This is a genomic window from Halorientalis persicus, assembly GCF_900110215.1.
Classification (GTDB): domain Archaea; phylum Halobacteriota; class Halobacteria; order Halobacteriales; family Haloarculaceae; genus Halorientalis; species Halorientalis persica.
In genome coordinates, this window is the sequence record NZ_FOCX01000001.1 from 246,571 (window position 1) to 268,881 (window position 22,311).

General features: G+C 66.8%; 21 protein-coding genes. 14 read left to right on the forward strand and 7 right to left on the reverse strand.

What is annotated here, in order from left to right:
• Positions 1–132: 132 nt before the first annotated feature.
• From BMX17_RS01430 to BMX17_RS01465, 8 genes are all read left to right on the forward strand, one after another.
• A complete protein-coding gene (locus BMX17_RS01430) occupies positions 133–360 on the forward strand; it encodes a hypothetical protein (RefSeq protein ID WP_092656885.1) in 228 nt (75 codons plus the stop codon).
• Between the two features lie 98 nt (positions 361–458).
• A complete protein-coding gene (locus tag BMX17_RS01435; RefSeq protein ID WP_092656887.1) occupies positions 459–1,727 on the forward strand; it encodes a hypothetical protein in 1,269 nt (422 codons plus the stop codon).
• 110 nt (positions 1,728–1,837) lie between these two features.
• The gene (locus BMX17_RS01440; RefSeq protein ID WP_092656889.1) at positions 1,838–3,625 is read left to right on the forward strand and encodes an ABC transporter substrate-binding protein; all 1,788 of its coding nucleotides are present in this window, start codon (positions 1,838–1,840) and stop codon (positions 3,623–3,625) included.
• Positions 3,626–3,629: 4 nt separating this feature from the next.
• Positions 3,630–4,478, forward strand: a complete 849-nt coding sequence (locus BMX17_RS01445; RefSeq protein ID WP_211611256.1) for a phosphatase PAP2 family protein — start codon at positions 3,630–3,632, stop codon at positions 4,476–4,478.
• A gap of 121 nt (positions 4,479–4,599) precedes the next feature.
• Positions 4,600–7,800 carry a carbamoyl-phosphate synthase large subunit gene (carB, locus tag BMX17_RS01450; protein ID WP_092656891.1) on the forward strand — a complete coding sequence of 1,067 codons (3,201 nt, stop codon included), beginning with the start codon at positions 4,600–4,602 and terminating at the stop codon, positions 7,798–7,800.
• Positions 7,801–7,928: 128 nt separating this feature from the next.
• The gene (locus BMX17_RS01455) at positions 7,929–8,591 is read left to right on the forward strand and encodes a DUF7978 family protein (RefSeq protein ID WP_211611257.1); all 663 of its coding nucleotides are present in this window, start codon (positions 7,929–7,931) and stop codon (positions 8,589–8,591) included.
• Between the two features lie 339 nt (positions 8,592–8,930).
• On the forward strand, positions 8,931–9,791 hold the full coding sequence (locus BMX17_RS01460; RefSeq protein WP_139203395.1) for a hypothetical protein: 861 nt from the start codon (positions 8,931–8,933) through the stop codon (positions 9,789–9,791).
• A gap of 270 nt (positions 9,792–10,061) precedes the next feature.
• Positions 10,062–10,724 (forward strand): hypothetical protein, encoded by a 663-nt coding sequence (locus tag BMX17_RS01465; RefSeq protein WP_092656897.1) that lies wholly within the window; start codon positions 10,062–10,064, stop codon positions 10,722–10,724.
• On the opposite strand, the gene carA is transcribed toward BMX17_RS01465, so the two are convergent.
• Positions 10,721–11,767 (reverse strand): glutamine-hydrolyzing carbamoyl-phosphate synthase small subunit, encoded by a 1,047-nt coding sequence (gene carA, locus BMX17_RS01470; protein WP_092656899.1) that lies wholly within the window; start codon positions 11,765–11,767, stop codon positions 10,721–10,723. The genes BMX17_RS01465 and carA overlap by 4 nt on opposite strands.
• Positions 11,768–11,869: 102 nt before the next feature.
• Between carA and BMX17_RS01475 the strand changes: the two genes are divergently transcribed.
• From BMX17_RS01475 to idi, 4 genes are all read left to right on the forward strand, one after another.
• Positions 11,870–12,283, forward strand: a complete 414-nt coding sequence (locus BMX17_RS01475) for an Lrp/AsnC family transcriptional regulator (protein WP_092656901.1) — start codon at positions 11,870–11,872, stop codon at positions 12,281–12,283.
• 191 nt (positions 12,284–12,474) lie between these two features.
• Positions 12,475–12,927 (forward strand): DUF7992 family protein, encoded by a 453-nt coding sequence (locus BMX17_RS01480; protein WP_092656903.1) that lies wholly within the window; start codon positions 12,475–12,477, stop codon positions 12,925–12,927.
• Positions 12,928–13,070: 143 nt separating this feature from the next.
• Positions 13,071–13,451, forward strand: coding sequence for a hypothetical protein (locus BMX17_RS01485; protein WP_139203398.1), 381 nt, complete (start codon positions 13,071–13,073; stop codon positions 13,449–13,451).
• A gap of 48 nt (positions 13,452–13,499) precedes the next feature.
• Positions 13,500–14,090: an isopentenyl-diphosphate Delta-isomerase gene (idi, locus tag BMX17_RS01490; protein ID WP_092656907.1), complete on the forward strand. Its 591-nt coding sequence runs from the start codon at positions 13,500–13,502 to the stop codon at positions 14,088–14,090.
• A 139-nt stretch (positions 14,091–14,229) separates the two neighbouring features.
• Here the strand turns inward: idi and BMX17_RS01495 are convergent, their stop codons facing one another.
• Complete coding sequence (locus BMX17_RS01495) at positions 14,230–16,419, reverse strand: CARDB domain-containing protein (RefSeq protein ID WP_170845296.1); 2,190 nt, start codon at positions 16,417–16,419, stop codon at positions 14,230–14,232.
• A gap of 260 nt (positions 16,420–16,679) precedes the next feature.
• Here BMX17_RS01495 and BMX17_RS01500 point away from each other — a divergent pair, with 260 nt between their 5' ends.
• Positions 16,680–17,378 carry an SDR family NAD(P)-dependent oxidoreductase gene (locus BMX17_RS01500; RefSeq protein ID WP_092656911.1) on the forward strand — a complete coding sequence of 233 codons (699 nt, stop codon included), beginning with the start codon at positions 16,680–16,682 and terminating at the stop codon, positions 17,376–17,378.
• Position 17,379: 1 nt separating this feature from the next.
• Here BMX17_RS01500 and BMX17_RS01505 read toward each other — a convergent pair whose 3' ends face one another.
• The 4 genes from BMX17_RS01505 to BMX17_RS25800 all read right to left on the reverse strand — a co-directional run bounded on the left by BMX17_RS01505 (position 17,380) and on the right by BMX17_RS25800 (position 20,806).
• Positions 17,380–19,152: a histidine kinase N-terminal 7TM domain-containing protein gene (locus BMX17_RS01505; RefSeq protein WP_092656913.1), complete on the reverse strand. Its 1,773-nt coding sequence runs from the start codon at positions 19,150–19,152 to the stop codon at positions 17,380–17,382.
• 73 nt (positions 19,153–19,225) lie between these two features.
• Positions 19,226–19,561 (reverse strand): DUF7977 family protein, encoded by a 336-nt coding sequence (locus BMX17_RS01510; protein WP_092656915.1) that lies wholly within the window; start codon positions 19,559–19,561, stop codon positions 19,226–19,228.
• Positions 19,558–20,598 (reverse strand): zinc-binding dehydrogenase, encoded by a 1,041-nt coding sequence (locus BMX17_RS01515; RefSeq protein WP_092656917.1) that lies wholly within the window; start codon positions 20,596–20,598, stop codon positions 19,558–19,560. The genes BMX17_RS01510 and BMX17_RS01515 overlap by 4 nt, the downstream gene beginning before the upstream one ends.
• 55 nt (positions 20,599–20,653) lie before the next feature.
• Positions 20,654–20,806, reverse strand: coding sequence for a hypothetical protein (locus tag BMX17_RS25800; RefSeq protein ID WP_170845282.1), 153 nt, complete (start codon positions 20,804–20,806; stop codon positions 20,654–20,656).
• A gap of 162 nt (positions 20,807–20,968) precedes the next feature.
• Between BMX17_RS25800 and BMX17_RS01520 the strand changes: the two genes are divergently transcribed.
• Positions 20,969–21,625 (forward strand): MogA/MoaB family molybdenum cofactor biosynthesis protein, encoded by a 657-nt coding sequence (locus BMX17_RS01520; RefSeq protein ID WP_092656919.1) that lies wholly within the window; start codon positions 20,969–20,971, stop codon positions 21,623–21,625.
• On the opposite strand, the gene BMX17_RS24960 is transcribed toward BMX17_RS01520, so the two are convergent.
• Positions 21,622–22,311, reverse strand: a 690-nt coding sequence (locus BMX17_RS24960; protein ID WP_211611260.1) for a PGF-CTERM sorting domain-containing protein, incomplete at its 5' end; no start/stop codon positions are given. The two genes, BMX17_RS01520 and BMX17_RS24960, sit on opposite strands and share 4 nt — an antisense overlap.

The window sequence follows — 22,311 nt, forward strand, 5'->3', positions numbered from 1 at the left end:
TTCGCCGAATCGAACGGTTCGTATGACAGTGGCTGACACAGACGGGTTGGTGCCGTCGGTGGGTTTTCGTCGAACGGCCGTCCGACGGGTGTCTGACGCCGTTTAATGTGATAGTAGGGCGTGTGTATGCGTATGCGCTTACGTCAGGGCAGATTCGAACGCATCCGCACCGTGCTCGACGACGCGGACGCCGACGAGCCACTGACAGCGCGGGAGATTCTTGACTTGCTGGACGAGCACGGCGAGGAGTTCGACAGTGCCCACCAGATCGCGACGGTGCTGGGTCGACACGCCGAGACCGGCGAAGTCGAGGTCATCCGCGACCAGCCCTACCGATATCGCTTCCAGGACGGGTCCTGAAGCGTCGCACCGCCACACGAGCGGTCGTGTCCCGGGGTCCGTGACCGGACGGGTCACGACCGGGACAGTTTTGATCGTTCTGTCGGATGTATGGTCGTATGCGACTGGGCTGGGCCGTCGCGCTCGTCGCCACAGTGGCCTGTCTCGCCGTCGGCGGCGGGGCCTTCGGCGTCGCCGACGCGGACGCGCCGACGCGAGCGTTCATCGAACCGGCCGACGGCGAGAGTCGGCTCTGGCCCTACACGAGCAAGCGACGGTCGACTGACGGGAAGACGCTCGCGATCAACGTCCTGGTTCGCGGGGATACCGCCCGTGCGCGACAGGTGCTGACCCGCGAGGCGGCCGTCGACTGGGAGCGAGCGAACGTGGCGGAACCGTCCGGCGACGCGTCGGTCCCGCTTCCCGGGATGGAGGACATCGACGTCGACACCGGGCCACAGGGGAACCTGAGCGTCGACGGTCCCGCGATCCACCTGACGTGGGCGGCGACCCACGGTGCATTGCGGTACACGTACGTCGACCCCGCAGGCGGACGCGCGCGCTGGCTCGAACAGGACTTCCAGCTCCACGCGGGCACGTACCTGGGGACGCGCCAGCACGTCCGGGCGTTCGGCGCACCCGACGGGGCGTGGACGGCCGTCCAGGTCCACGCCGAGTGGTGGGACTGGTTCCGACTGCGCCACACGGTCACCTCGACGCGGGGCTCACAGGAACTCCTCGAAGAAGACCTCGCGGACGAGCCCGGCGTCCGCGTCCGCGGCCGGAACTTCTCGGGGTACGGCAGTCGCGGCGCGGGCGGGATCACGGTCGTCGACCTGTTAGCGCTGGCACTGCCGGCGGTTGCCCTCGCCGTCGGTCGCCGGACCGACTCGCTCCGTCGCCGCGCACTCGAGGTCGTGCGGACCGGCGACGACTGGGTCGGCGACGAACTGCGCCTGGCCGCGGGCGTCGGCGGCCTCTATCTCGGCGTCAGGTTGGCCGGGATGGCGCTCGAAACGATCTTGCCGTGGATACACCCGAAGCTGTTCGCGGCGGTGCTGTACCCGGTCGTGGCGCTGGGCGTGCCCGCGATGGCGTACCGGCAGGGGTCCGCGGTCGGCCCGCTCCGGGCGTTCGGCGTGACGGTGGCGGCACTGCTGGTCGCGTTCGCCGCCGATTTCGCGGTAGTCGGCGTCGGGTTCCCGGGACCCCAACTCGTCCAGCACCGGGTCGGCGTCGCGCTCGCGGCGGGATTGCTGGCGGCTGGCGCGAGCGCGCGGGCCGCAGGTGCCCCCGGGAGTCGGCGGCGACGGATCGGGAGCGCGCTGGTCGGGATCGCCCTCCTCGCCTGGCTCGTCTCGCTGGCCGTCCCGCTGTTCGGGTTGTGAGCGATCCCGGGACCAAGACGCGGCCTGAAACGGTGGATGACGACCGGGAACCTGAGGTTCCCGAAGACAGAAGGGATATAGCGGGCACGGCTAAACGTAATCGCAACACAATGTCGTCGGGCCGAGACGGCGTGACCAGGCGGAAGCTCCTCGCCGGAGCCGCGACGGGCGCGGCCGGCGCGAGCGCCGGCTGTCTCGACCGGCTCCAGGCCCTGCTCGGCTGGCGTGGTGATGGCCAGACGACACTGCGGATCAAGACGCTGCCGGCGGACGCGGACCCCTACGCGCTCCGGTTGGCGCGGGCGGTCGGGGAGTGGCTCCAGGCCGCGGGTGTCGACGCCCGGATCGTCCCGACGGCCGAGGACGAACTGCGGCGACAGATCCTCGTCAACCATCAGTTCGACCTGTTCGTCGGGCGGACGCCGGACGTTCCCCGGACGCCGGACACCCTGTACCCACTCCTGCACTCGACGGGCGTCCTGGCTCCGGGCTGGCGCAATCCCTTCGGCTACTCGAACGCGCAGGTCGACGACCTGCTCCAGCGCCAGCGGCGCGCGACCGGACAGGAACGGCGGGACGTGGTCGCAACGCTCCAGGGGACCATCGCGCGAACCCAGCCGTTCAGCATCCTCGGGTTCCCGGAGACGATCCGGGCGGTCCGGACCGACCGGTTCACCGGCTGGGAGCAAGCGAATCTGGATTCGCCGCTCGGATACCTGGGACTGGAAGCGACCGCCGATGCGGCGGCGAGTCCGCGCACACTCCGGATCGGGACGACCTACCAGCAGGAGATCCAGAACCTCAACCCGCTGTCGGTGCGGTACCGCGACAACACGATCCTGACCAACCTGCTGTACGATTCGCTGGGCCGGGCCGTCGGTGGCGACCGGATCGAGCCCTGGCTGGCCGACAGCTGGAAGTTCGAGCGCCGCGGCGAGGACCTCCGGGCGACGGTTCGGTTGCGGCCCAACCAGCGCTGGCACGACGGCGAACCGCTGACCGCCGACGACGTAGCCTTCACCTACGGGTTCATCACGGACACGTCGGCCTCGGACACCGACGGGTTCGTCCCCGTCCCGCGGTATCACGGCCAGGCCAGCCTGATCGAGAGCGTGCGGGCGAACGACCTCCGGACTGTCGAGTTCGCGTTTGCGGACTGCTCTGCGGCCGTCGCCCGGCGCGCGTTCACCGTGCCGATCCTGCCCGAACACGTCTGGCAACAGCGGCGGCGACCGGCTACCCTCGGCGGCGTCGACGTCGGCGGGCAGGTGACGGAGGCACTGGTGACGAAAAACGTCCCCGCGGTCGGGAGCGGGCCGGTGGCCTTTGCCGAACAGCCCTCGGGTGTCGAACTCGTCTTGCGGCGGTTCGACGAGCACTTCCTCCACCGGGCCGGCAGCGGGGAATTTCCGGCGTGGATGGACGGTGGGCTCCCCTTCGAGCGACTGGTCGTGCAGGCGGACGTATCCGACGGGATCCTCGTCGAGGCAGCCGCGGACGGGACGCTCGACGCCGCGATCAACGGGATCGGGGTCGACACCGTCGACCGGATCGAGAACGCGGCCGAACTGGAACTGTTGACCCGGCCCGCGAACTCCTACTACGTGCTGGGATACAACACGCGGCGGCCGCCGCTGCACAACTACCAGTTCCGCCGCGTTCTGGGCCGGTTGCTCGACCGCGGCCACCTCGCCGACGCGGTGTTTGACGGGTACGCGGAACCCGCCGCGAGCCCGCTCGCGGGCACGGACTGGCTCCCGTCGACCCTCGAATGGAACGGCGACCACCCGGTCCTCCCGTTCCTCGGGGCCGACGGCGAACTGGACGAAACGCAGATCCAGCAGGCCTGGCAGGAGGCAGGCTTCCGCTACGAAAGCGGCAGGCTCCTCGGACGGTGATACAGTGACACTACTCGAACTCTCCGCTCGTGTGCTCGGCGTGGTCGGCGTGATGCTCGTCGTCGCGTCGCTCGTGTTCGTCGGCCCGCGACGGCTCCGGGAGACGCGAACCGAGATCCGGAATCGGCTCCGCGAAACGGGACCGGTCGCGGCCGTGCTGGCCGGCGTGCTGGCGATGAACAGTTTCATCCGCGACATGAGTACCAACCTGTCCCAGCTGGTCGGGGTCCGGGTCACCAGTACGATCCACGCCATCGAGGGGGCGTTCGTCGGGCAGGTCCAGACGTTCGCCGCCCCGATCCTGACGACGTACTTCTCGAACGTGTACGTCTACGGCTACGCCTTCCTGATGATCTTCCCGCTGGTCGCGTACCTGGCCATGGACGACCAGCGACCGATGCGGGAGTTGACCATCGCGTACATCCTCAACTACGGGATCGGGCTGATCTGCTATCTCGCCTTCATCGCGTACGGCCCGCGAAACTTCATGCCGGACGTGGTCGAGCCCCTCCTCTATACGCACTGGCCGCGCTCGCAACTGCTCACCAGCGAGATCAACCGCAACACCAACGTCTTCCCCTCCCTGCACACGTCGCTGTCGGCGACCGTCGCACTGATGGCCTACCGGACCCGCGACGCGTACCCATACTGGCTTCCGGTGGCCGTCTTCGCGGCCGGAAGCGTCGCCGTCTCGACGATGTACCTGGGCATCCACTGGGGCACCGACGTGGTCGCGGGCCTGCTGCTGGCCGCGTTCTCGGTCGTCGCCGCGATCCGAATCCGGCAGTTCGGGGACCGACACGACGATATCGTCCGTGACCGCGTCGGCAAACTCACAGACCGACTGCGCTGACTGGCCGGTCGCCGCGGCGACCGAGCCGTGCCAACCCGACACAATACGAATTTCGAAATTCGCTTACGATGCTCGCAACCTATCGCCGGGCTTATTACGATGAGCGAACTGGGGACGGACAATGACGGACGACTCAGAAGACCGGACGATCCTGTTGATCGGGAGTGGGCCGATCAAGATCGGACAGGCCGCGGAGTTCGACTACTCCGGCGCGCAGGCCTGCCGTGCGCTCCAGGAGGAAGGGGCGCGGGTCGTGCTGGTCAACTCGAACCCGGCGACGATCATGACAGACCCGGAGATGGCCGACAAGGTGTACATCGAGCCGATCAACACCGAGGCCATCGCCGAGATCATCCGGAAGGAACAGCCCGACGGCGTCATCGCCGGCCTCGGGGGCCAGACCGGGCTGAACGTCACCGCCGAACTCGCCGAGGAGGGCGTGCTGGACGAACACGACGTCGAGGTCATGGGCACGCCGCTGGACACCATCTACGCGACCGAGGACCGGGATATGTTCCGCCAGCGCATGGAGTCCATCGACGAACCCGTCCCCGAGTCGGTGACCATCGAATCCATGGACGAGGTCGAGGACGCCGTCGAACAGGTCGGCGGTCTGCCGGTCATCATGCGGACCACCTACACGCTCGGCGGCCAGGGGTCGGGCGTCATCGACGACATGGACGAGCTGAAGGAGGCCACCCGGAAGGGGCTCAGCCTCTCGCGGGACAACCGCGTGATGATCACGGAGTCCATCGACGGCTGGATCGAACTGGAGTACGAGGTCATGCGGGACGCCGACGACTCCTGTATCATCATCTGCAACATGGAGAACATCGACCCGATGGGCATCCACACCGGCGAGTCCATCGTCGTCACGCCCAGTCAGGTCATCCCGGACGAGGGCCATCAGGATATGCGCGACACCGCGCTGAAGGTGATCCGCGAGCTCGGCATCCAGGGCGGCTGTAACATCCAGTTCGCCTGGCACGACGACGGCACGCCCGGCGGCGAGTACCGCGTCGTCGAGGTCAACCCGCGTGTCTCCCGTTCCTCCGCGCTGGCCTCGAAGGCGACCGGCTACCCCATCGCCCGCGTCACCGCCAAGGTCGCGATGGGCAAGCGCCTCCACGAGATCGAAAACGAGATCACCGGCCAGACCACCGCCGCCTTCGAGCCGGCGATCGACTACATCGTGACGAAGGTGCCCCGGTGGCCCAAAGACAAGTTCCGCGACGTGGAGTTCGAGCTGGGGCCGGCCATGAAGTCCACGGGCGAGGCGATGGCCATCGGCCGGACCTTCGAGGAGTCCATGCTGAAGGCCCTGCGTTCGAGCGAGTACGACCCCGCCGTCGACTGGGCGGACGTGAGCGACGACGAACTCGAAAGCGACTATCTGGAGCGGCCGACGCCCGACCGCACCTACGCCATCTTCGAGGCCTTCGAGCGCGGCTACACGGTCGAGGAAGTCAACGCCCTCACCGAGATTCGCGAGTGGTACCTCGAACGCTACAAGCGCATCGCCGACTCCGCCACCGCGGCCGCGGCGGGCGACTTCGCGGCCGCCGCCGAGGAAGGGTTCACCGACCAGGAGATCACCGCCATCGCCGGCGGCGAGTTCAACGACACCCACGCCTCCTGGCTGCCCGACCGCGACGAGGCACAGCAGGTCGACAGCGAAGAGGTCGAGGCTGACGGCGGGAGCGTCACCGTCGAGCAGGTCGACGCCGAGACCCCCGACCGCGCGTTCAAGCAGGTCGACACCTGCGCGGGCGAGTTCGCCGCCTCGACGCCGTACTACTACTCCGCCCGGGAACCGCTCTCGGGACTGGGCCGCAACGAGGTCCAGGTCGACACCGACGTGGAGAGCGTCGTCGTGGTCGGCGGGGGCCCCATCCGGATCGGGCAGGGCGTCGAGTTCGACTACTGTTCGGTCCACGCCGTCCAGGCGCTGGAGGCCATGGGCATCGACGCCCACGTCGTCAACAACAACCCCGAGACCGTCTCGACGGACTACGACACCTCCGAAGGCCTCTTTTTCGAGCCCATCACCGCCGAGGAAGTCGCCGACGTGGTCGAGACGACCAACGCCGACGGCGTGATGGTCCAGTTCGGTGGCCAGACCTCCGTCGACATCGGCGAACCCCTCGAAGCCGAGCTCGAACGCCGCGACCTCGACTGTGAGATCATGGGCACCGCCGTCGAGGCGATGGACCTCGCGGAGGATCGGGACCGCTTCAACAAACTCATGGACGACCTGGGCATCGCCCAGGCCGAGGGTGGCACGGCGACCTCCGAGCAGGAAGCCCTGGAGATCGCCCGGTCGATCGGCTACCCCGTCCTCGTGCGCCCGAGTTACGTGCTCGGCGGCCGCGCGATGGACGTGGTCTACAACGACGAGGACCTCGAAACCTACATCGAGGAAGCGGTTCGGGTCTCCCCGGACAAACCGATCCTCATCGACGACTTCCTCGCCGACGCCGTCGAACTGGACGTCGACGCCGTGGCCGACGGCGACGACGTGCTGATCGGCGGCATCATGGAACACGTCGAAACGGCTGGTGTCCACTCCGGCGACTCCGCCTGTATGATCCCGCCGCGCTCGCTCTCGGAGGACGTACTCGAACGCGTCCGCGAGGTCACCGAGGACATCGCGACCGCACTCGATACCGTTGGCCTGCTCAACGTCCAGCTCGCCGTCAAAGACGAGACGGTGTACGTGCTGGAGGCCAACCCGCGCTCCTCGCGCACTGTGCCGTTCGTCTCGAAGGCGACCGGCGTCCCCATCGCCAAACTCGCCGCGAAGGTCATGGCTGGCGCGACCCTCGACGATCTGGACGTGGACGAACAGATTCCCGATCAGGTCTCGGTCAAGGAGGTCGTCCTGCCGTTCGACCGCCTGCCGGGCAGTGACCCGCGGCTGGGTCCGGAGATGAAATCGACCGGTGAGGTCATGGGTACCGCCGGCTCCTTCGGGAAGGCCTACCAGAAGGCCCAGATGTCCGTCGGCAAGCCGATTCCCACCGAGGGGACGGCCGTCGTCGACCTGCCGGTGATCGGCTTCGAGGACCATTTCGACGTGGAAGACCTCGACAGCGCCGACATCGAGAACGTGAAACAGCGCCTCCGCGACGGCGAGATCGACCTGGTGGTCTCGCGCAACCGCGAGATCCTCGAGGTCTGTGTCGAGGAGACGATCACGTACTTCTCGACCATCGAGAGCGCCGAGGCGGCCCTGGAGGCCATCGAGTCGGCCGATCAGCCGCTGAACGTCCAGGACGTGGCGACCCGTCCCAAGGACACCCGCGACTGGGGCGACTACTGAGGGCGCGACGCCGTCGCTCGTCCGGTCGCTGTACCCTTTTCTGCCAGTTTTCACTGGTCCCTAGCGTCGCGGATGGGGCGATCGAGTAAATCAGCAGTAATTTCACAGGTGTTTCACAACACGACAGTATGGCAGGTGTTAGACAGCAGTCGGCGAGTGTCGGAGACGTGTTCAAGCAGAGCCTCCAGACGGGGGCCATCGTTGGGGCCGCAGCGTACGTCGTCGGGTATCTAGTCACCTTTCTGTTGACGATGATCGACGGCCTGGAGTCAGCCGGTGAGTTCGCTGCCTGGAAGGCAGTCGGGTGGGTGTTCTACGGCGCGCACAACGTCCAGCTATCCTCGACACAGACCGCGGCCGGACAGAGCCGGTCACAGAGTTACAACATCTTCGAGATGGCCGGGAACGAGTTCGCCTCGGCGGGGACGGGACTGACCAGTACGATCCCGTCGTTCGTCTATATGCTCGTGCCGGTCGTCGTGCTGATCGGCGCGGGCTACGTTGCCTACCAGCAGGCCGGTGTTCGCGGCCTGGAGACGGACCGGGTCGCCGCGGTCGGTGCGTCCGTCGTCGCCGGCTATCTCGCACTCGCCGTCATCGGGCGCTTTCTCTTCCAGTACTCCGAGTCGGCGAGTATCGGCGGTCGGTCGGTCTCGGTCACCATCGGCCCCGAACTGGCGACTGCGGTCCTCCTCACGGGTCTGCTCTACCCGCTCGTCCTCGGTGCGATCGGCGCAGTGCTGGCACAGAACCGGGAGCAGAACCAGTCAGCCGGTCGCACGGGCGTCTGAACGCGCAACGTCGCGACCCGGATCTGCCGGGACTGTTTTTCACCCGCTGTGGTGATCTCGGGATCGGAGCCGCGAGCCTGTCCGCGACGTCTTCCCAAACTCGGATCGTCCGCCGGGCCGACGAAGCGGCCTCGCGGCGGTTCGGGCCGTGGCCCGCGCCGATATCCGGGACGCTTGACAGGAGATGTGAAAGATGCTAGTCCCTAAGTACCCACACAGGTTATCGGGGAGACGTATCGGAGGGGACGGGAGATGCTAGATAGGGACAACAGTACGACACGGATACTTTCGGTAGTGGTTCAGATACTTGCGATCGCGGTGGTGGGGGTCGTCGTAAGTGTGCTCATCACCGCCTTCACGGAGAGCCTGCAGGCGGCCCAGACGCTGGCGACGATCGCGGGCGCGCTGGGGACGGTCGTCTTGCTCGTGATCGTGGGCTGGTACGCCAGACGGCTGGAAGACGCCGCGGCCGAGAGCCGCAAGCTCCGTCGCCGACCGTACGTCAAACGGATCGTCGCGACGGGCATCGACCGGATTCTGGAGTGGCTCACGACCAACCGCGAGCGCTGGGACCGGACGAACCCGCCGGCGGGGATGCCCGCCTATCCCGAGATCGAAGACACCGGCGTGCCCGACGACGTGGTCGCCGACATCTCCCGCGATTACCCCGATCTCGTCTCGGACGTGAGCGCCTTCCTCACGGCGAGCCGCGAGTACCGCGACGCCTGGCAGGACCTCCACACCGACCTCGCACGGATCGTCGACCACGCCTTCGAGCTCTCGGACCCGCCCGAGGTCATCGACGACGTGGTCCCCCAGAACTACGAGGGGGCCGCCCGCGCCGAAGGCGTCGACCCGTGGGCCGAACCCGACGAGTTCGTCGACGCCCACCCGCGCCTGTTCGCCCGCCTCGTGCTGACGAACCCGGAACCGTCCCTGAACGGATCGGCCTACCTCGACACCGAGGATTACGCCGTCCTGCTGGTCGACGCCTACCGCCGGGAGTTCATGAACCTGCGGGGCGAGGAGGCGGTTGCCGACCAGATCGATCTGGTCCACCGGAAATTGGAGACGCTCAAGGAGAACGACGAGAACATGGAAGAACGCCTCCAGGACGTGCGCAGCCAGTACCTCGCCGAGTACGAGATCATGGAGACCGAACTCGGCGAGATCAAGGCCGGCGGCCGGTCGGCGGTGTAGAGTCGGCCCGACCCTGTGACTATCCTTGCTGTCTCCTTCTCACTGCGAGCGACGAACCACGAGTCCCCCGTCAGCACCGCGACCCCGAATCGGCGCATCCCACACGAATCATCTATTTGCTGGACATACGTTCGCTCAATTCACAGACAAGAGAATAATAGACCCATATAAGACATAAAACACTACGTTCGGAACCCTGATAACGGAGCGATACGACGACTGTCGTGTGAGCCACCCAACGGTAGTTGTCTACGTCGACTTGGAGGCGGAATGACGGACTCCGATGTCGCCGAGCGAGCGTTCGTGCTCGCGGAGATGGCGTCCGACGATTCGGTGACGATGTCAGTCCTGGCCGGGCGCGAGGGCCGGTTCTCACAGCAGGCTCCGCTGAACGACCCGCCGGTGACGTACCTCGAAGAGACGGAGGCACCGGTGTACGTCCTGACGAACGGGAAGCGAGGAATCGGCCGCGGCATAAAGAGCAACACCATCGCGCCAGATGGGGATTTCAGGACGGTCGTCCTCGTGACCGGCCGCCGAACGCTCTGTCTCGTCGGTCAGAGCGACGGCGACGCAGTCGTCACGGTTCCCCACGAGTCGGTCGCGGCGGTCCGGTACAGTACCGGCTTCCGGAAGCACAGGCTCGTCTTACAGACGCCGGAGAGCGCGTACCACTGCTGGGTCCACCGGAAGACAGAGGAGGCAGTCCTCGACGGGATAACCGAGTTCGTCAGCGAACACATGGTCGAGCGACCGGAGCCAGTCGAGGACGACGGGGCGATGAGCCGCGTGATGTATCGCGGGCGACCGGTCGCACGGGACCCGACCGACGGGTCGGGTGACGGTAGCAGTGGTTCGGCGGAGTCGGCCGACGGCGAAACGGAGGAAGAGTTTACTGTCACCTACCGGGGCCAACCGGTCGAGCGGGACTAGTCCTCGGCCATCGCCAGCACGTCGTCGAAAAAGCCCTTCGAGTCGTTGGGCCCTGGGTTCGCTTCGGGGTGGTACTGGCGGGTGATGATCTCGAGGTCGTCGTTCTCCAGTCCTTCGGGCGTGTCGTCGTTGACGTTGATCTGGGTGACTTCCAGCTTCTCGCCCGGTTCGGCGACGGTGTAGCCGTGGTTCTGGGTGGTCATGACGACCCGATCGGTCCGGAGGTCGCGGACGGGCTGGTTGACGCCGCGGTGGCCGAACTCCATCTTTTCCGTCGAGCCGCCCAGCGCGCTGGCGACGACCTGCTGGCCGAGACAGATGCCAGCCATCGGCGTCTCGCCGGCGTAGCTGTCCACGAGGGTCTTGGTCTGCTCGAAGTTCTCGGGGTCGCCGGGGCCGTTGGAGATGAACAGCAGGTCGGGGTCGACCGCGGCCACGTCGTCCTCGGTGGCGTCGTAGGGCAGGACGTGGACGGTCGCGTCGCGTTCGACCAGCGAGTCGATGATCGAGCCCTTCGCGCCGCAGTCGATCAGCGCGACGGTCTCGCCGTCACCGTCCTCGTTGAAGACCTCGGGTTCGCCGACGCTGACCTGCGCGCCGATCTCCGTGTGATCGGACATGTGCTTGCACTGCTCCAGTTCGGCCAGTGCGTCCTCCTCGGTGGCGTCCGGGCCGGCGGCGATCCCGCACTTCATCGCGCCCTCGTCGCGGATGCCCGTGACGAGTTCGCGCGTGTCCAGGTGGTCGACCGCCGGGACGCCCTCGGATTCGAGCCACTCGGCCACGTCCTCGGTGAGTTCGCGGGCGACGACGCCACGCGGGTGGACGCGGTCGGACTCGAAGCGTTCCTCTCGGACGCCGTAGTTCCCGATCAGCGGGTACGAGAACGTCAGGATCTGTTCCTCGTAGGAAGGATCCGTCAGGCTCTCCTCGTATCCCGTGTACGCGGTCGTGAATACCAGTTCCCCACGAGTCGTGCCCGGAGCGCGGGAGCGCGCCTCGACGACGCGTCCGCCCTCGATAGCCACGTAGGCGTCCGTCATTACGAGATGCGTATCCGTCCGGCGCTGATAAGTGTTGCTTTCGAAGCGCAGTTACGAATTTCGCAATCCTCAAGTACGGCGGGTGAGTACCTGCATATCTCAATGGACGAGCTGGACCGGCAGATCCTGAGCATTCTGCGCCGGGACGCCCGGACGGCCTACACGGAGATCGCGGATCGGGTGGGGACCTCGGAGGGGACGGTCCGGAACCGCGTCGAGCGGCTGGTCGAGGACGGTGTCATCGAGCGCTTTACCGTCGCCACGTCCACCGGGAACGTCAAGGCGATGATCGAGATCAGCGTCGACGTCAACGTCGACACCGCCGCGGTCTCGGATCGGATCGTCGAGTGGCAGGAGGTCGATTCGGTCTGGCAGGTCTCGGGCGAGGAGGATATCGTGCTGGTCGTCGACGCCGCCGACACCGAGCGGGTCAACGAGTTGATTACGAAAGCCCGGGAGTTGGACGAAGTCGTGAGTACGAAGACCAGATTGATTTTGGACGAGCGGCTCGGGTGAGCGACCGCGCGAACCCGTCCGTTTCACGAAATCGATCTGAGCCGAATCTTGGACGAACGACTCGGGTAGCGAGGCGAAGTCGCGCCGCGACCTCGGAATCTGGGAGCGAACCTGCCCGCGAGCCCCCGGGTCGGCCTCGCCGAGCGCAGGCCGGGGGAACGCACATACACCTGCCGACCGAACGGTAGCCCATGTCACTCGATGTCGAGGTTCCCGACCCGCCACGGCTCAGCGGCCCCGGCGATCCGGGCGATTACGAATCAGTCGAGGAAGCGGAGGAGTGGACCGGCGACGACGCGCCCCGGCGAGCGCTCTCGGAGATGCTGTCGGCCGGAGCGTGGGAGGACGGCTTCGAGGAGTGGCGCCGAGGGACCTCCCTCTCGGTCGCGCAGTTCGAGGCTACCTGCGAGCTGGGGGCGTTCCAGCGCCTCGACTTCCACTACAACCCCACCGCCGAGGACGTGGGCTACCGCGCGCCGTCGCTCCCCGAGGGTCCGGACACGCTTGCCGAGGCGGGGCTGGATCGGGACGACGCCCGAGAGATCGAAGGGGAACTCGACGACCTCGGTCGGATCGTCAGCGAAGTCCTCGAAAACGACTACATCCACCGGTCCTCCGAGGAGTTCGGGTACGACTGGGAGTAGCTCTGTAGACGGACGCCGCCGTCGCGGTCACTCCGCTCCGGGCGGTGCGCCGACGCCTGGCGAAACCCACTCCGGTTCGGTCAGGTTCCCCTTCTCGGAGTGTATCCGCCGGTAGAGAACTCCGTGCAGTCGGTGGGGGCCTGGTGTCGACCCGTGGCGCGACCCGATCCTCGCGGATGGCGTCGACGACCGCTGCGGGCGCTCTCGCACCCGGGCGGGCGGCCGGCGTGGGTCGCGGCGCGAACCCGTGGTTCGACGTGACCGTCGTCGAGGAGCGACCGGGGTCGAGCCTGGCCGACCTCGCGCGCTCCGCGATGCTCGAACGGGTACTCGGTACCGACGCCGAGGGCGTGACCCGGTTCCGGACGCCGGCGCTGTCGGTGTCGGTCGTCGAGGACGCGTCGGCGACGTTCAGCCTCGACGGGGAACTCCGGACGGCGAGTGCGGTCCATCTGCGGACGGATCCGGGGACCGTCCGGCTTCCGGTCGGCCCGACCTACCGCCCCGATCCGGCGACGGACTGATTGAGCAACCTCGATTCCTTTTTCAACCCGCTCGCCGATTGCACAGCCATGAGTTCAGAGGAGACGGCTGGAGGTATAGACTCCGACGGGGGCGATACCGAACACGAGAACGCCCGACAGGCGGTCGTAAAGGTCGACGAAGACGACACGGAGCTCGGGACGGTCAATCGCCTCGATGCCCACACCGGCGACGGGATCCGACACCGCGCGTTCACGTCGCTGCTGTTCGACGAGGACGACAACATCCTGCTGGCCCAGCGCAGCCCCGACAAGCGCCTCTGGGACACCCACTGGGACGGCACCGTCGCGTCCCACCCCGTCCAGGGCCAGAGTCAGGAAGACGCGACCCGCCAGCGCCTCGAAGAGGAGCTCGGCGTCACACCCGACCAGTACGATGATCTGGAAGTGACCGACCGCTTCGAGTACAAACGCTACTACCCCAACGAGGGCATCGAGTGGGAGGTCTGTTCCGTGCTGCAGGCCACCCTGACCGACCGGACGCTCGATCCCGACCCCGAGGAAGTGGCCGGCATCATGTGGGTCCCCTACGAACGGCTCCACCAGAACCCCAAGTGGTACCGCCAGCTCCGGCTCTGTCCCTGGTTCGAGATCGCGATGCGCCGGGACACCGAAGAGTAAACTCGTTTTCTCGACGTTTCACAACTCTCTCGCCGTTTTCCGTGCCCGAGTCCCGGCTGTCCGACGCCGGAGAGCCGTGCTGTTGCTCGTCGTGTGTGGGTCGTGAAAAATGAAGTGAGTGTCCGCGTCGCGATCCGGATTAGCTACCCGAGTTGCTCGGGGCGTCCGGGTTGTTCTCGACCGTCTCCTCGCTGAACTCGATGTAGAGGTTCTGGACGATCTCGTTCTCGCCAGCGCCGGCCGGCAGGCCGACGTCGTTGTTGACCGCGGTGGCGAGGAAGCCACAGGTCTCCTGGGTCGCTGCGGGAATACTGAACGTCCCGTCGACCAGGGTCGAGCGGGCCGTGCCGTCGTCCTGAACCGGACCGGGTGAGCCAGTCAGGTTGCCGCTCGTGCCGGTCGTCCCTTCGACGTTGACCTCGAGCCCACAGCTGTCGTCGAGCGCGGGGTCCTCGAGGAACGAGAAGATCGGCGCGTTGAACGACGCCTCGCCCGTCTCTGCGTTCAGGTTGCCGGTGATGGTGCCCTGAAGCGTGTTGTTGGCCGGGACCGTACCCAGCGTGGTGTCGTCGAACGGAATCGGCGGGAACTCGAAGTTCTCCGGCGAGACCGTGTAGTCACCCGTCTCCGGGTCGTAGTCGGCCGTGAACTTCACACAGCCTTTGGACTCGTTCTCGGGCACACCGTTCGGACAGTCCGGCAGGGGCGAGCGCAGGTTGTTCGTCCCGACCTGCAGATAGCCGCTCTCGGCGTACGCCGTGAACGACTGGTAGGTCGGACCCGTCTCGCTGAGTGAGAAGTCCTGCGTGGTCGTCTCGCCGGCCGTCACGGAGACGGTGGCGTTGTCGGACTGGTAGCCGTCGGCAGTGACCTCGACCGTGTAGTCGCCTTCCTCGACGGTCAGCGAGTAACTGCCGTCGGCGGCGGTGGTCGTGGACTGCCCGCCGGCCGAGACGGTGGCACCCTCGATGGCACTGTCACTCTGGTCGGTGACCGTCCCTTCGATCGTACCATCAACGACCGGCGCGTTCAGGCTGATCTGGGCGGTGTCGGTGTCGTTCTGCGTGGAGACGCCGTGAGTGTAGGTGCCCGCGGCGAGGTCGCTGGTGTCCACGTCGAACGTCACCGTCGTGCTGGCACCGCTCGCCAGGGTCTCGTCCTGCGCGGTGATCTCCTCCAGTTCGCCGTCGTCGTCGGTGTCGATACCGAACGCGACGGACTGCGTGTCGTCACCGTCACCGACGTTCTCCACGTCGGCGGAGACGGAGATCGTGTCACCCACGGTCGCCTCGGCCGGCGCGTCCAGGTTCGACACCTGGAAGTTCGGCGCTTGCTGGGGCGCGTTCAGGGTGATCTGGGCAGTGTCGGTGTCGTTCTGCGTGGAGACGCCGTGAGTGTAGGTGCCCGCGGCGAGGTCGCTGGTGTCCACGTCGAACGTCACCGTCGTGCTGGCACCGCTCGCCAGGGTCTCGTCCTGTGCGGTGATCTCTTCCAGCTCGCCGTCGTCGTCGGTGTCGATACCGAACGCGACGGACTGCGTGTCTTCCTGACCGCCTTCGTTGGTCACGTCGGCGGAGACGCTGATCGTCGAGCCGACGGTCGCCTCGGCCGGCGCGTTCAGGTTCGACACCTGGAAGTCGGCGGGCGTGGCAGGTGCAGTAACCGTCACGTCGGTGGACGCGCTGTCGTTCGCGCTACTGACCGTCGCAGTGTAGTCAGCAGCGTCACCCTCGGTCGTCGTCCAGGAGAGCGAGACGGTCTCGCTCGTGCCGGCGTCCAGGGAGACGTCCGTGCTGTCCTGCACGCTACCCGCAACGTTCAGTTCGACCGTCTGCGTGCCGGCGGACTCGCCGGTGTTTTCGACGGTCGCGTCGACCGTCAGCGTCTCGCCTTCGACGACTGGCGAGTTGCTGCTCGGCGTTCCGACGTCGAAGTTCGCCGGTTCGGGTTCCGGTTCCGGCTCGCCGCCGACGGACTTGAGCGTGACTACGCCGTCGTCCGCGTTGATCGTCCCGTCGACCGTCTCGCCGCCCTCGATGGACGCCGACACGTCGACCGGGTAGTGTTCACCGAAGAAGAAGAACGCCCCGACGCGGAGCGTCACGTGACTTTCGGTCCCGTCGGCCGTCACGGTCTCCGTTTCGTCCGCGACCGTAATGTCGACGGTTTCCCCCTCAGGTGCGGTGTACGTGACTTCGACTTTCGAGACCTTCCCGGTGAACAGCGTCTCTTTCGTTACTTCGGCAGTAACGTTCCCGAATTCGGCCTCGTCCGTCGTCTGTGTCGATACGCCTGTCGCCGCTGCGGGCTGGACCGCCACCATCCCCATCGCCACTACAGCGATAAGCAGTGCCGTCAACCCGGCTGAGTACAGTAACTTACGATTTGCTTGCAAGGTTTGCATTCCGCTACCCCCACATCTTCATAGGTTGTTCCACACATATAATATTTTGCTATATATTTGGCGTAATTTACCCCTTCGAGGGTGTAACTAAATCGTCGAGCGAGGAGCGGGATCGGTGGAGAAGGGTTCTCAGAGCTGGTAACTGGCGGGTCGGCTTTTTGCCGATGGCCGTCGCTCGGTGACGCATGGAGGTCGAGACGTACAACTCGCTCGGGGGCCAGGTCGCCCTGGTCACCGGCGCGACCCGCGGCATCGGGGCGGCTATCGCCTCGGACCTCGCGAACCGCGGGGCGACGGTGTACGCGGGCGCTCGGGACCCCGAAGACGTGACTGGCTCGGAGCTGGTCCCGCTCGAACTCGACCTCACCGACGAGGACGCCGTCGTCGACGCGGTCGACCGTGTCGACGACGAAAAGGGCCGGCTCGACGTCCTCGTGAACAACGCCGGCGTGATGGACAGTCGGTCGGGGCTCGCCGAGATGCCGACGAGCGTCATCGACCAGACCCTCGACACCAATCTTCGCGGTCCGCTCTTGCTCACGAAGTACGCGCTCCCGCTCTTGCTCTGGCGCAGGGGCAGTCGGGTCGTCAACGTCTCCTCGGCGCTGGCGGCGCTCCGGCGAGACGGCGGACGCGGAATGCCCGCCTACCGGATCTCCAAATCCGGCCTGAACGCGCTGACGGCCTACCTCGACGCCGAGTACGGCGATCAAGGGCTCATCGCCAACGCCGCCTGTCCGGGCTGGACCCGCACGGCTATGGGCGGCCCGGACGCCGAGCGCAGTCCCGAGGAAGGCGCGGATACGCCGGTCTGGCTCGCGCGATTCAAGCCCGATTGCCCCCGCGGGCGCTTCTGGCGGGACCGGCAGGTGATCGACTGGTAACTCAGTCGTCGGCCGAGAACCCGATATCCGACGGGTTCAGGGCCTGTCGGAAGCCGTCGATACCGTCGGACTGCTCGGTCCCCGGATCGTCTTCCTCGTCGGCGTCCGGGAGCAACGCCGTGACGGTACAGCCCGAGTCGTCGTTCTCGAACTCCAGACGGCCGCCGAACTGCTCGACGGTCCAGTAGACGACCCAGAGTCCGACGCCGCTCCCGTGTTCGAGCGCCGTCTCCTCGCCCTCTTCGAGGACGGCCAGTTCGTGGGGGTCGATCCCCGGGCCGTTATCGGCGACCTCCAGGGCCGCGAAGTCGTCGGCCTCGCGGACCCGAACGGTCACCGTCGGGTGATCGGTGTCGTTGTGCTGGACGGCGTTGGCGATGAGTTCGTCGAGCGCGATGGCGATGGCGGGGTCGACCTCGATGTCCAGATCCGTCGACACGTCGACGGTGATCTCCGCGGCCGGATAGCGGTCGCGGGCGTCCCGAACTTCGGTCCTGACTGCCTCGCCGAGGTCGACCATCACCGTCCCGTCCTCGTCGAACGTCCGTGAGACCTGTCCGACCTTGTCGCTCTGGTCGGTGATCCGGGTCGCCGTCTCCGTGATCCGATCGAGGCGTTCACGGAGGTCCGGATCCGCTAGCTGACGTTCGACGAGTTCGGCGTTGCCCGCGACGACGTTCATCTCGTTGCGAAGGTTGTGTCTGAGCAGTCGGTTGAGGACCTCGAGTCGCTGGCGCTGCTGGCGTTTGTCGGTCACGTCACGCAGGCTGATGAGCGTCCCGGCGACGGCACCGCGCGCACGGCGAAGCGGCGAGACCCGAACGTTGTAGTATCGGGCACCTTCCTCACCCTCCAGCGAGAGTTCCGTCTGGACGTGTGTCCCAGCCTCGTCGTCCAGCAAGGCGGCCAGGTCAGGCAGGACCGTCTCGAGTCGCTCCCCGATCGCGGCGGCTTCGGACCGATCGAGCAACTCCGCGGCAGCCGGGTTGATGTCCGCGATCCGCTGGTTGTCGTCGAGGACGATCACGCGATCCTCCATGTTCTCCAGAATCTCGTCGCGTGCGAGATGGCGGGCGACCGGAACCAGTTCCAGTAACTGGCCGCGCAGGATCGTGCCGGCGACGATGATCCCGCTGATCAGGAACCCGACGGTCGTCGGGTCGATTCCCGGCGGCAGGTACCCGAAAACGTACAGTGCGTTACCCACGAGCGGGATGAACATCGCGATCAACAGCGCGGTGGCCTGCGTCCGGTAGACGCCCTCGGCGAAGAGGATGACACGCAACAACAGCGCCCCGCCGAGCAACACCAGCAGGTACGAGTAGATGACGTGGACGTCGTAGAGCAGCCCGGTGACCGATTCGAACGCGACGAACCCGGCGGTCTCGACGGTCGACACTTCCGTCCACAGCAGCGCCGGTCGAAGCACGGTCGCCCCGACGACGACGACCGGTTCGATCAGCAAGAGCGCGATAGTTCGGGGCGTGACCCACTCGTCGTTCCCGGTGTACTCCAGTACAAGTGTCAGCCAGGCCAACGCGATCACACACGAGAACACGGTCTCGATGCGCGTCCAGAAGAACTTCGACTCGAGCGGCACCGTCGCGAGGTTCATTCCCTCCGCGAACGACCAGAAGCTCGCGCCGATGAGAAACACCGCGAGCGGGAAGGCCCCTGGACGCTCCCGATGTTTCAACGCGAAGGCACCCACACCGAGCCCGACGACTGCCGAGAGAAACACGGGCGCAGTGTAGGGCGTATACTGGAGTTGCATCGCTCCGATTGTCGGGACAACGCCAACCCCGAGAATAAGGGTTCCCTCGTCGCTATCAAAATTGAGAGCAGCTTCAGCTCGAGCGCGAACTGACTGCCGACCAGACCGCGATCGCGGCCAGTACGAGTGCGGGGATCAGCGGCAGGGCCAAATAGGTGTTCCGCCAGCCCCAGCCGAGGGCGGCAACGCTCCCGCGGGCCGCGGGCAGCAGGTACAGCGCGCCCGGGACCAGCAGGAAGGCGACGACGATGGCGGCGACCAGCAGCCAGCCACGCCAGTCGAACTCCTCGTCCACGTCGCCGACGGTGTTGCGCGGGTAGGCATCGCCGGGATCGTCACCGTCTCCGGTCGTGTCGCCGTCGCTGTCTTCGACGGCTCCCGGTTCGTGGACGTACGTGTCGTCGCTCACAGTTCGCTGTCGGGTCTGACGACGACCTTGCCGAAGCCCTCACGATCCTGGAGCATCTCGTGGGCGCGGTCGGTCTCGCTCATCGGCAGCGTGTCCCGGATCCGGGGCTCGAACTCGCCCTCCCAGACCAGTTCCAGCACGTCGTCGACCTCACCGGGGGTACCCATCGTCGAGCCGATGACTTTCAGCTGGTTCCAGAAGATGCGGTTCACGTCGGTCTCGGGGTTGGGCCCGGTGGTCGCACCGCAGGTGACCAGCCGGCCACCCTTCGCGAGGCTGGCAAGCGAGTTGTCCCAGGTGGCGGCCCCGATGTGGTCGACGACCACGTCGACGCCGCGGTGGCCCGTAATCTCCCGGACCGCGTCGGCGAAGTCCTCCTGCTCGTAGTTGATGACCTCGTCCGCGCCGAGTTCCTCGGCGTAGTCGAGTTTCTCCTCGCTACTGGCGGTCGCGTACACTTCCGCACCGAGGTACTTCGCGATCTGGAGCGCGGCGTGCCCGACGCCACCGCTCGCGCCGAGTACCAGCACGTTCTCGCCGGGCTGGAGGTCAGCACGGGTCACCAGCATCCGCCAGGCGGTCTGGAAGACGAGCGACGCCGACCCCGCGACCTCCCAGTCGACGTGGTCGGGCACCGGCACGAGGTTGTCCGCGGGGACCGCGGCCTGCTCGGCGTGGACGCCCCGGACGTGTTCGCCGAGGATGTGGAAGTCCACGCACATCGTCGGTTCGCCGTCGCGACAGAACTCACAGGAGCCACAGGAGACGCCCGCCGAGACGGCGACGTGATCGCCCTCCTCGAAGCGGTCCACGTCCGCGCCGACCTCGGTGACGACGCCCGCCGCGTCACTGCCGGGGATGTGGGGCATCTCCAGGTCGATGCCCGGAAGGCCGCGCCGTGTCCAGACGTCGAGGTGGTTGAGCGCCGCCGCCTTCACGTCCACGAGGACTTCGTCGTCGGCCGGCTCGGGGTCCGGGAACTCGCCGTACTCGATGACGTCGGTGTCGCCGTGCTCGGAGAATTGGACTGCCTGCATACCCGTCTGCTCGGCCGGCGCGTGCAAAACGTTGACGACTGACCGAGCCGTTCGGTCACACCCCGTCGGAAGCGGCGACGAACGCCGCGAAACTCGCCTCGTGCCCGGTCCGTGCAACGTGATCGTCGCGCCGTCCCGCGGCCGACTCGCGATCGGCCACGATCGCTTCTGCCTCGCAGTCGTGGCAGACGAAATGGTACCGTGCCATTATATGTAACTCAGTTCGCATTATTATTAATAGCTTCTCTTCGGCACATTGGACCGTTGGCCATCGAACCGTCGGTTCGAGGGGCGGGCCGAATCGGTCCCGGTGGCCAGGATCACCGGGGACGTGCGGGAGTGTTTAGGGGACGCGACCGGAAGGTCCGCTATGGTCGACTTCCAGTCACGCGACACGCGACGCTCTCTCGACGAGGACGAAGACGACGCCGAGGCCGACGCGGAGGCGGCCGATACGGAGCCGTCGGACCAGGCGGACGACGGCCACGACAGTGACGACCACGATCACGATCGCCACGAACACGACCACGATCACCACGCACACGATCCCGAGTCCCTCGGCGTGGCCATCGTGACGGTCTCGTCGTCACGGACACGGGAGGACGACCCCGCGGGCGACACCATCGAGGCCGCCCTGACCGACGCGGGCCACGAGGTCGCCGTCAGGGACGTGATCCGGGACGACCACGACGGCGTGCAAAACACCGTCGACGCGGTCGCCGGCCGCGGCGACGTGGACGCCGTCGTCACCACCGGCGGTACCGGCGTCACACCCGACGACGTGACCATCGAGGCCGTCACCCCACTGTTCGACAAGGAGTTACCCGGCTTCGGCGAACTGTTCAGAACCCTCTCCTACGACGAGATCGGGACGAAAGTCGTCGCGACCCGCGCTACCGCGGGCATCGTCGACAGCGCTGTCGTCTTCTGTCTCCCGGGCAGCGAGAACGCCGCCCGCCTCGGGGCCGAGGAGATCATCGTCGAACAGGCCCCACATCTCGCCGGACTCGCCCAGCGAGAGCGCTAGTCGAGCCGCCGACGGGCGGCCAGCAACCCGGCCAGCACCAGCCCGATCGCCGCCGCGAGCGGTCCGAATCCGGGACCGTCGGCCGTCGTCGTCGTGTCTGTCGTCGTCGCTGCGGTCGACTCGCCGGGGTCGTCCGCAGGGGCGGACGCATCGAATCGGCTGGCCGTCGACCGGTCGGTCGCCGACCCGTCGTCGCTCCCGTCCGGCACGGGTGCCAGTACGGAGAACGCTGCCGTCCGGTTGCCGACGGTGGCGCGGTACTCGCCCGGTCGCTCCATCGTCGTCGCAACCGAGACCGTCTCCGTCTCGGTATCGGGCACGGCCACCGACAGTTCCTCGGCCACGCTGTCGGTCCCGTTCGCATCCCGGCGGTCGACCGTCAGCGGCACCTGCTCCGTTCCGTTGCCGGTCCCGTCGAACTCGACCGTGATCTCGACCCGCGAGCCCGCGTCGACGGTCGCCCGACTCGTCCGAACGGCCGCGACCGACACCGCCGAGTCGTTGGTCGAACCGTTCGCCGAGTCGTCGCCGTCGGTCTGTAAGTCCAGCGGGTTGGGCACGTCCGGGTTGATATCCGCGCCACCGGCACCCGCACCGTCCGACCCGTCGTTCCCGTCGCTATCGTCCGACCCGTCGTTCCCGTCGCTATCGTCCGACCCGTCGTTCCCGTCGCTATCGTCCGACCC

What these genes read in the sequence shown, in the direction of transcription:
- BMX17_RS01430 (WP_092656885.1), top strand. Translation starts at nt 133, where the DNA reads ATGCGCTTACGTCAGGGCAGATTCGAACGCATCCGCACCGTGCTCGAC.
- BMX17_RS01435 (WP_092656887.1), top strand. Translation starts at nt 459, where the DNA reads ATGCGACTGGGCTGGGCCGTCGCGCTCGTCGCCACAGTGGCCTGTCTC.
- BMX17_RS01440 (WP_092656889.1), top strand. Translation starts at nt 1,838, where the DNA reads ATGTCGTCGGGCCGAGACGGCGTGACCAGGCGGAAGCTCCTCGCCGGA.
- carB (WP_092656891.1), top strand. Translation starts at nt 4,600, where the DNA reads ATGACGGACGACTCAGAAGACCGGACGATCCTGTTGATCGGGAGTGGG.
- BMX17_RS01455 (WP_211611257.1), top strand. Translation starts at nt 7,929, where the DNA reads ATGGCAGGTGTTAGACAGCAGTCGGCGAGTGTCGGAGACGTGTTCAAG.
- BMX17_RS01465 (WP_092656897.1), top strand. Translation starts at nt 10,062, where the DNA reads ATGACGGACTCCGATGTCGCCGAGCGAGCGTTCGTGCTCGCGGAGATG.
- carA (WP_092656899.1), bottom strand. Translation starts at nt 11,767, where the DNA reads ATGACGGACGCCTACGTGGCTATCGAGGGCGGACGCGTCGTCGAGGCG.
- BMX17_RS01475 (WP_092656901.1), top strand. Translation starts at nt 11,870, where the DNA reads ATGGACGAGCTGGACCGGCAGATCCTGAGCATTCTGCGCCGGGACGCC.
- BMX17_RS01480 (WP_092656903.1), top strand. Translation starts at nt 12,475, where the DNA reads ATGTCACTCGATGTCGAGGTTCCCGACCCGCCACGGCTCAGCGGCCCC.
- idi (WP_092656907.1), top strand. Translation starts at nt 13,500, where the DNA reads ATGAGTTCAGAGGAGACGGCTGGAGGTATAGACTCCGACGGGGGCGAT.
- BMX17_RS01495 (WP_170845296.1), bottom strand. Translation starts at nt 16,419, where the DNA reads ATGGGGATGGTGGCGGTCCAGCCCGCAGCGGCGACAGGCGTATCGACA.
- BMX17_RS01500 (WP_092656911.1), top strand. Translation starts at nt 16,680, where the DNA reads ATGGAGGTCGAGACGTACAACTCGCTCGGGGGCCAGGTCGCCCTGGTC.
- BMX17_RS01505 (WP_092656913.1), bottom strand. Translation starts at nt 19,152, where the DNA reads ATGCAACTCCAGTATACGCCCTACACTGCGCCCGTGTTTCTCTCGGCA.
- BMX17_RS01515 (WP_092656917.1), bottom strand. Translation starts at nt 20,598, where the DNA reads ATGCAGGCAGTCCAATTCTCCGAGCACGGCGACACCGACGTCATCGAG.
- BMX17_RS25800 (WP_170845282.1), bottom strand. Translation starts at nt 20,806, where the DNA reads ATGGCACGGTACCATTTCGTCTGCCACGACTGCGAGGCAGAAGCGATC.
- BMX17_RS01520 (WP_092656919.1), top strand. Translation starts at nt 20,969, where the DNA reads ATGGTCGACTTCCAGTCACGCGACACGCGACGCTCTCTCGACGAGGAC.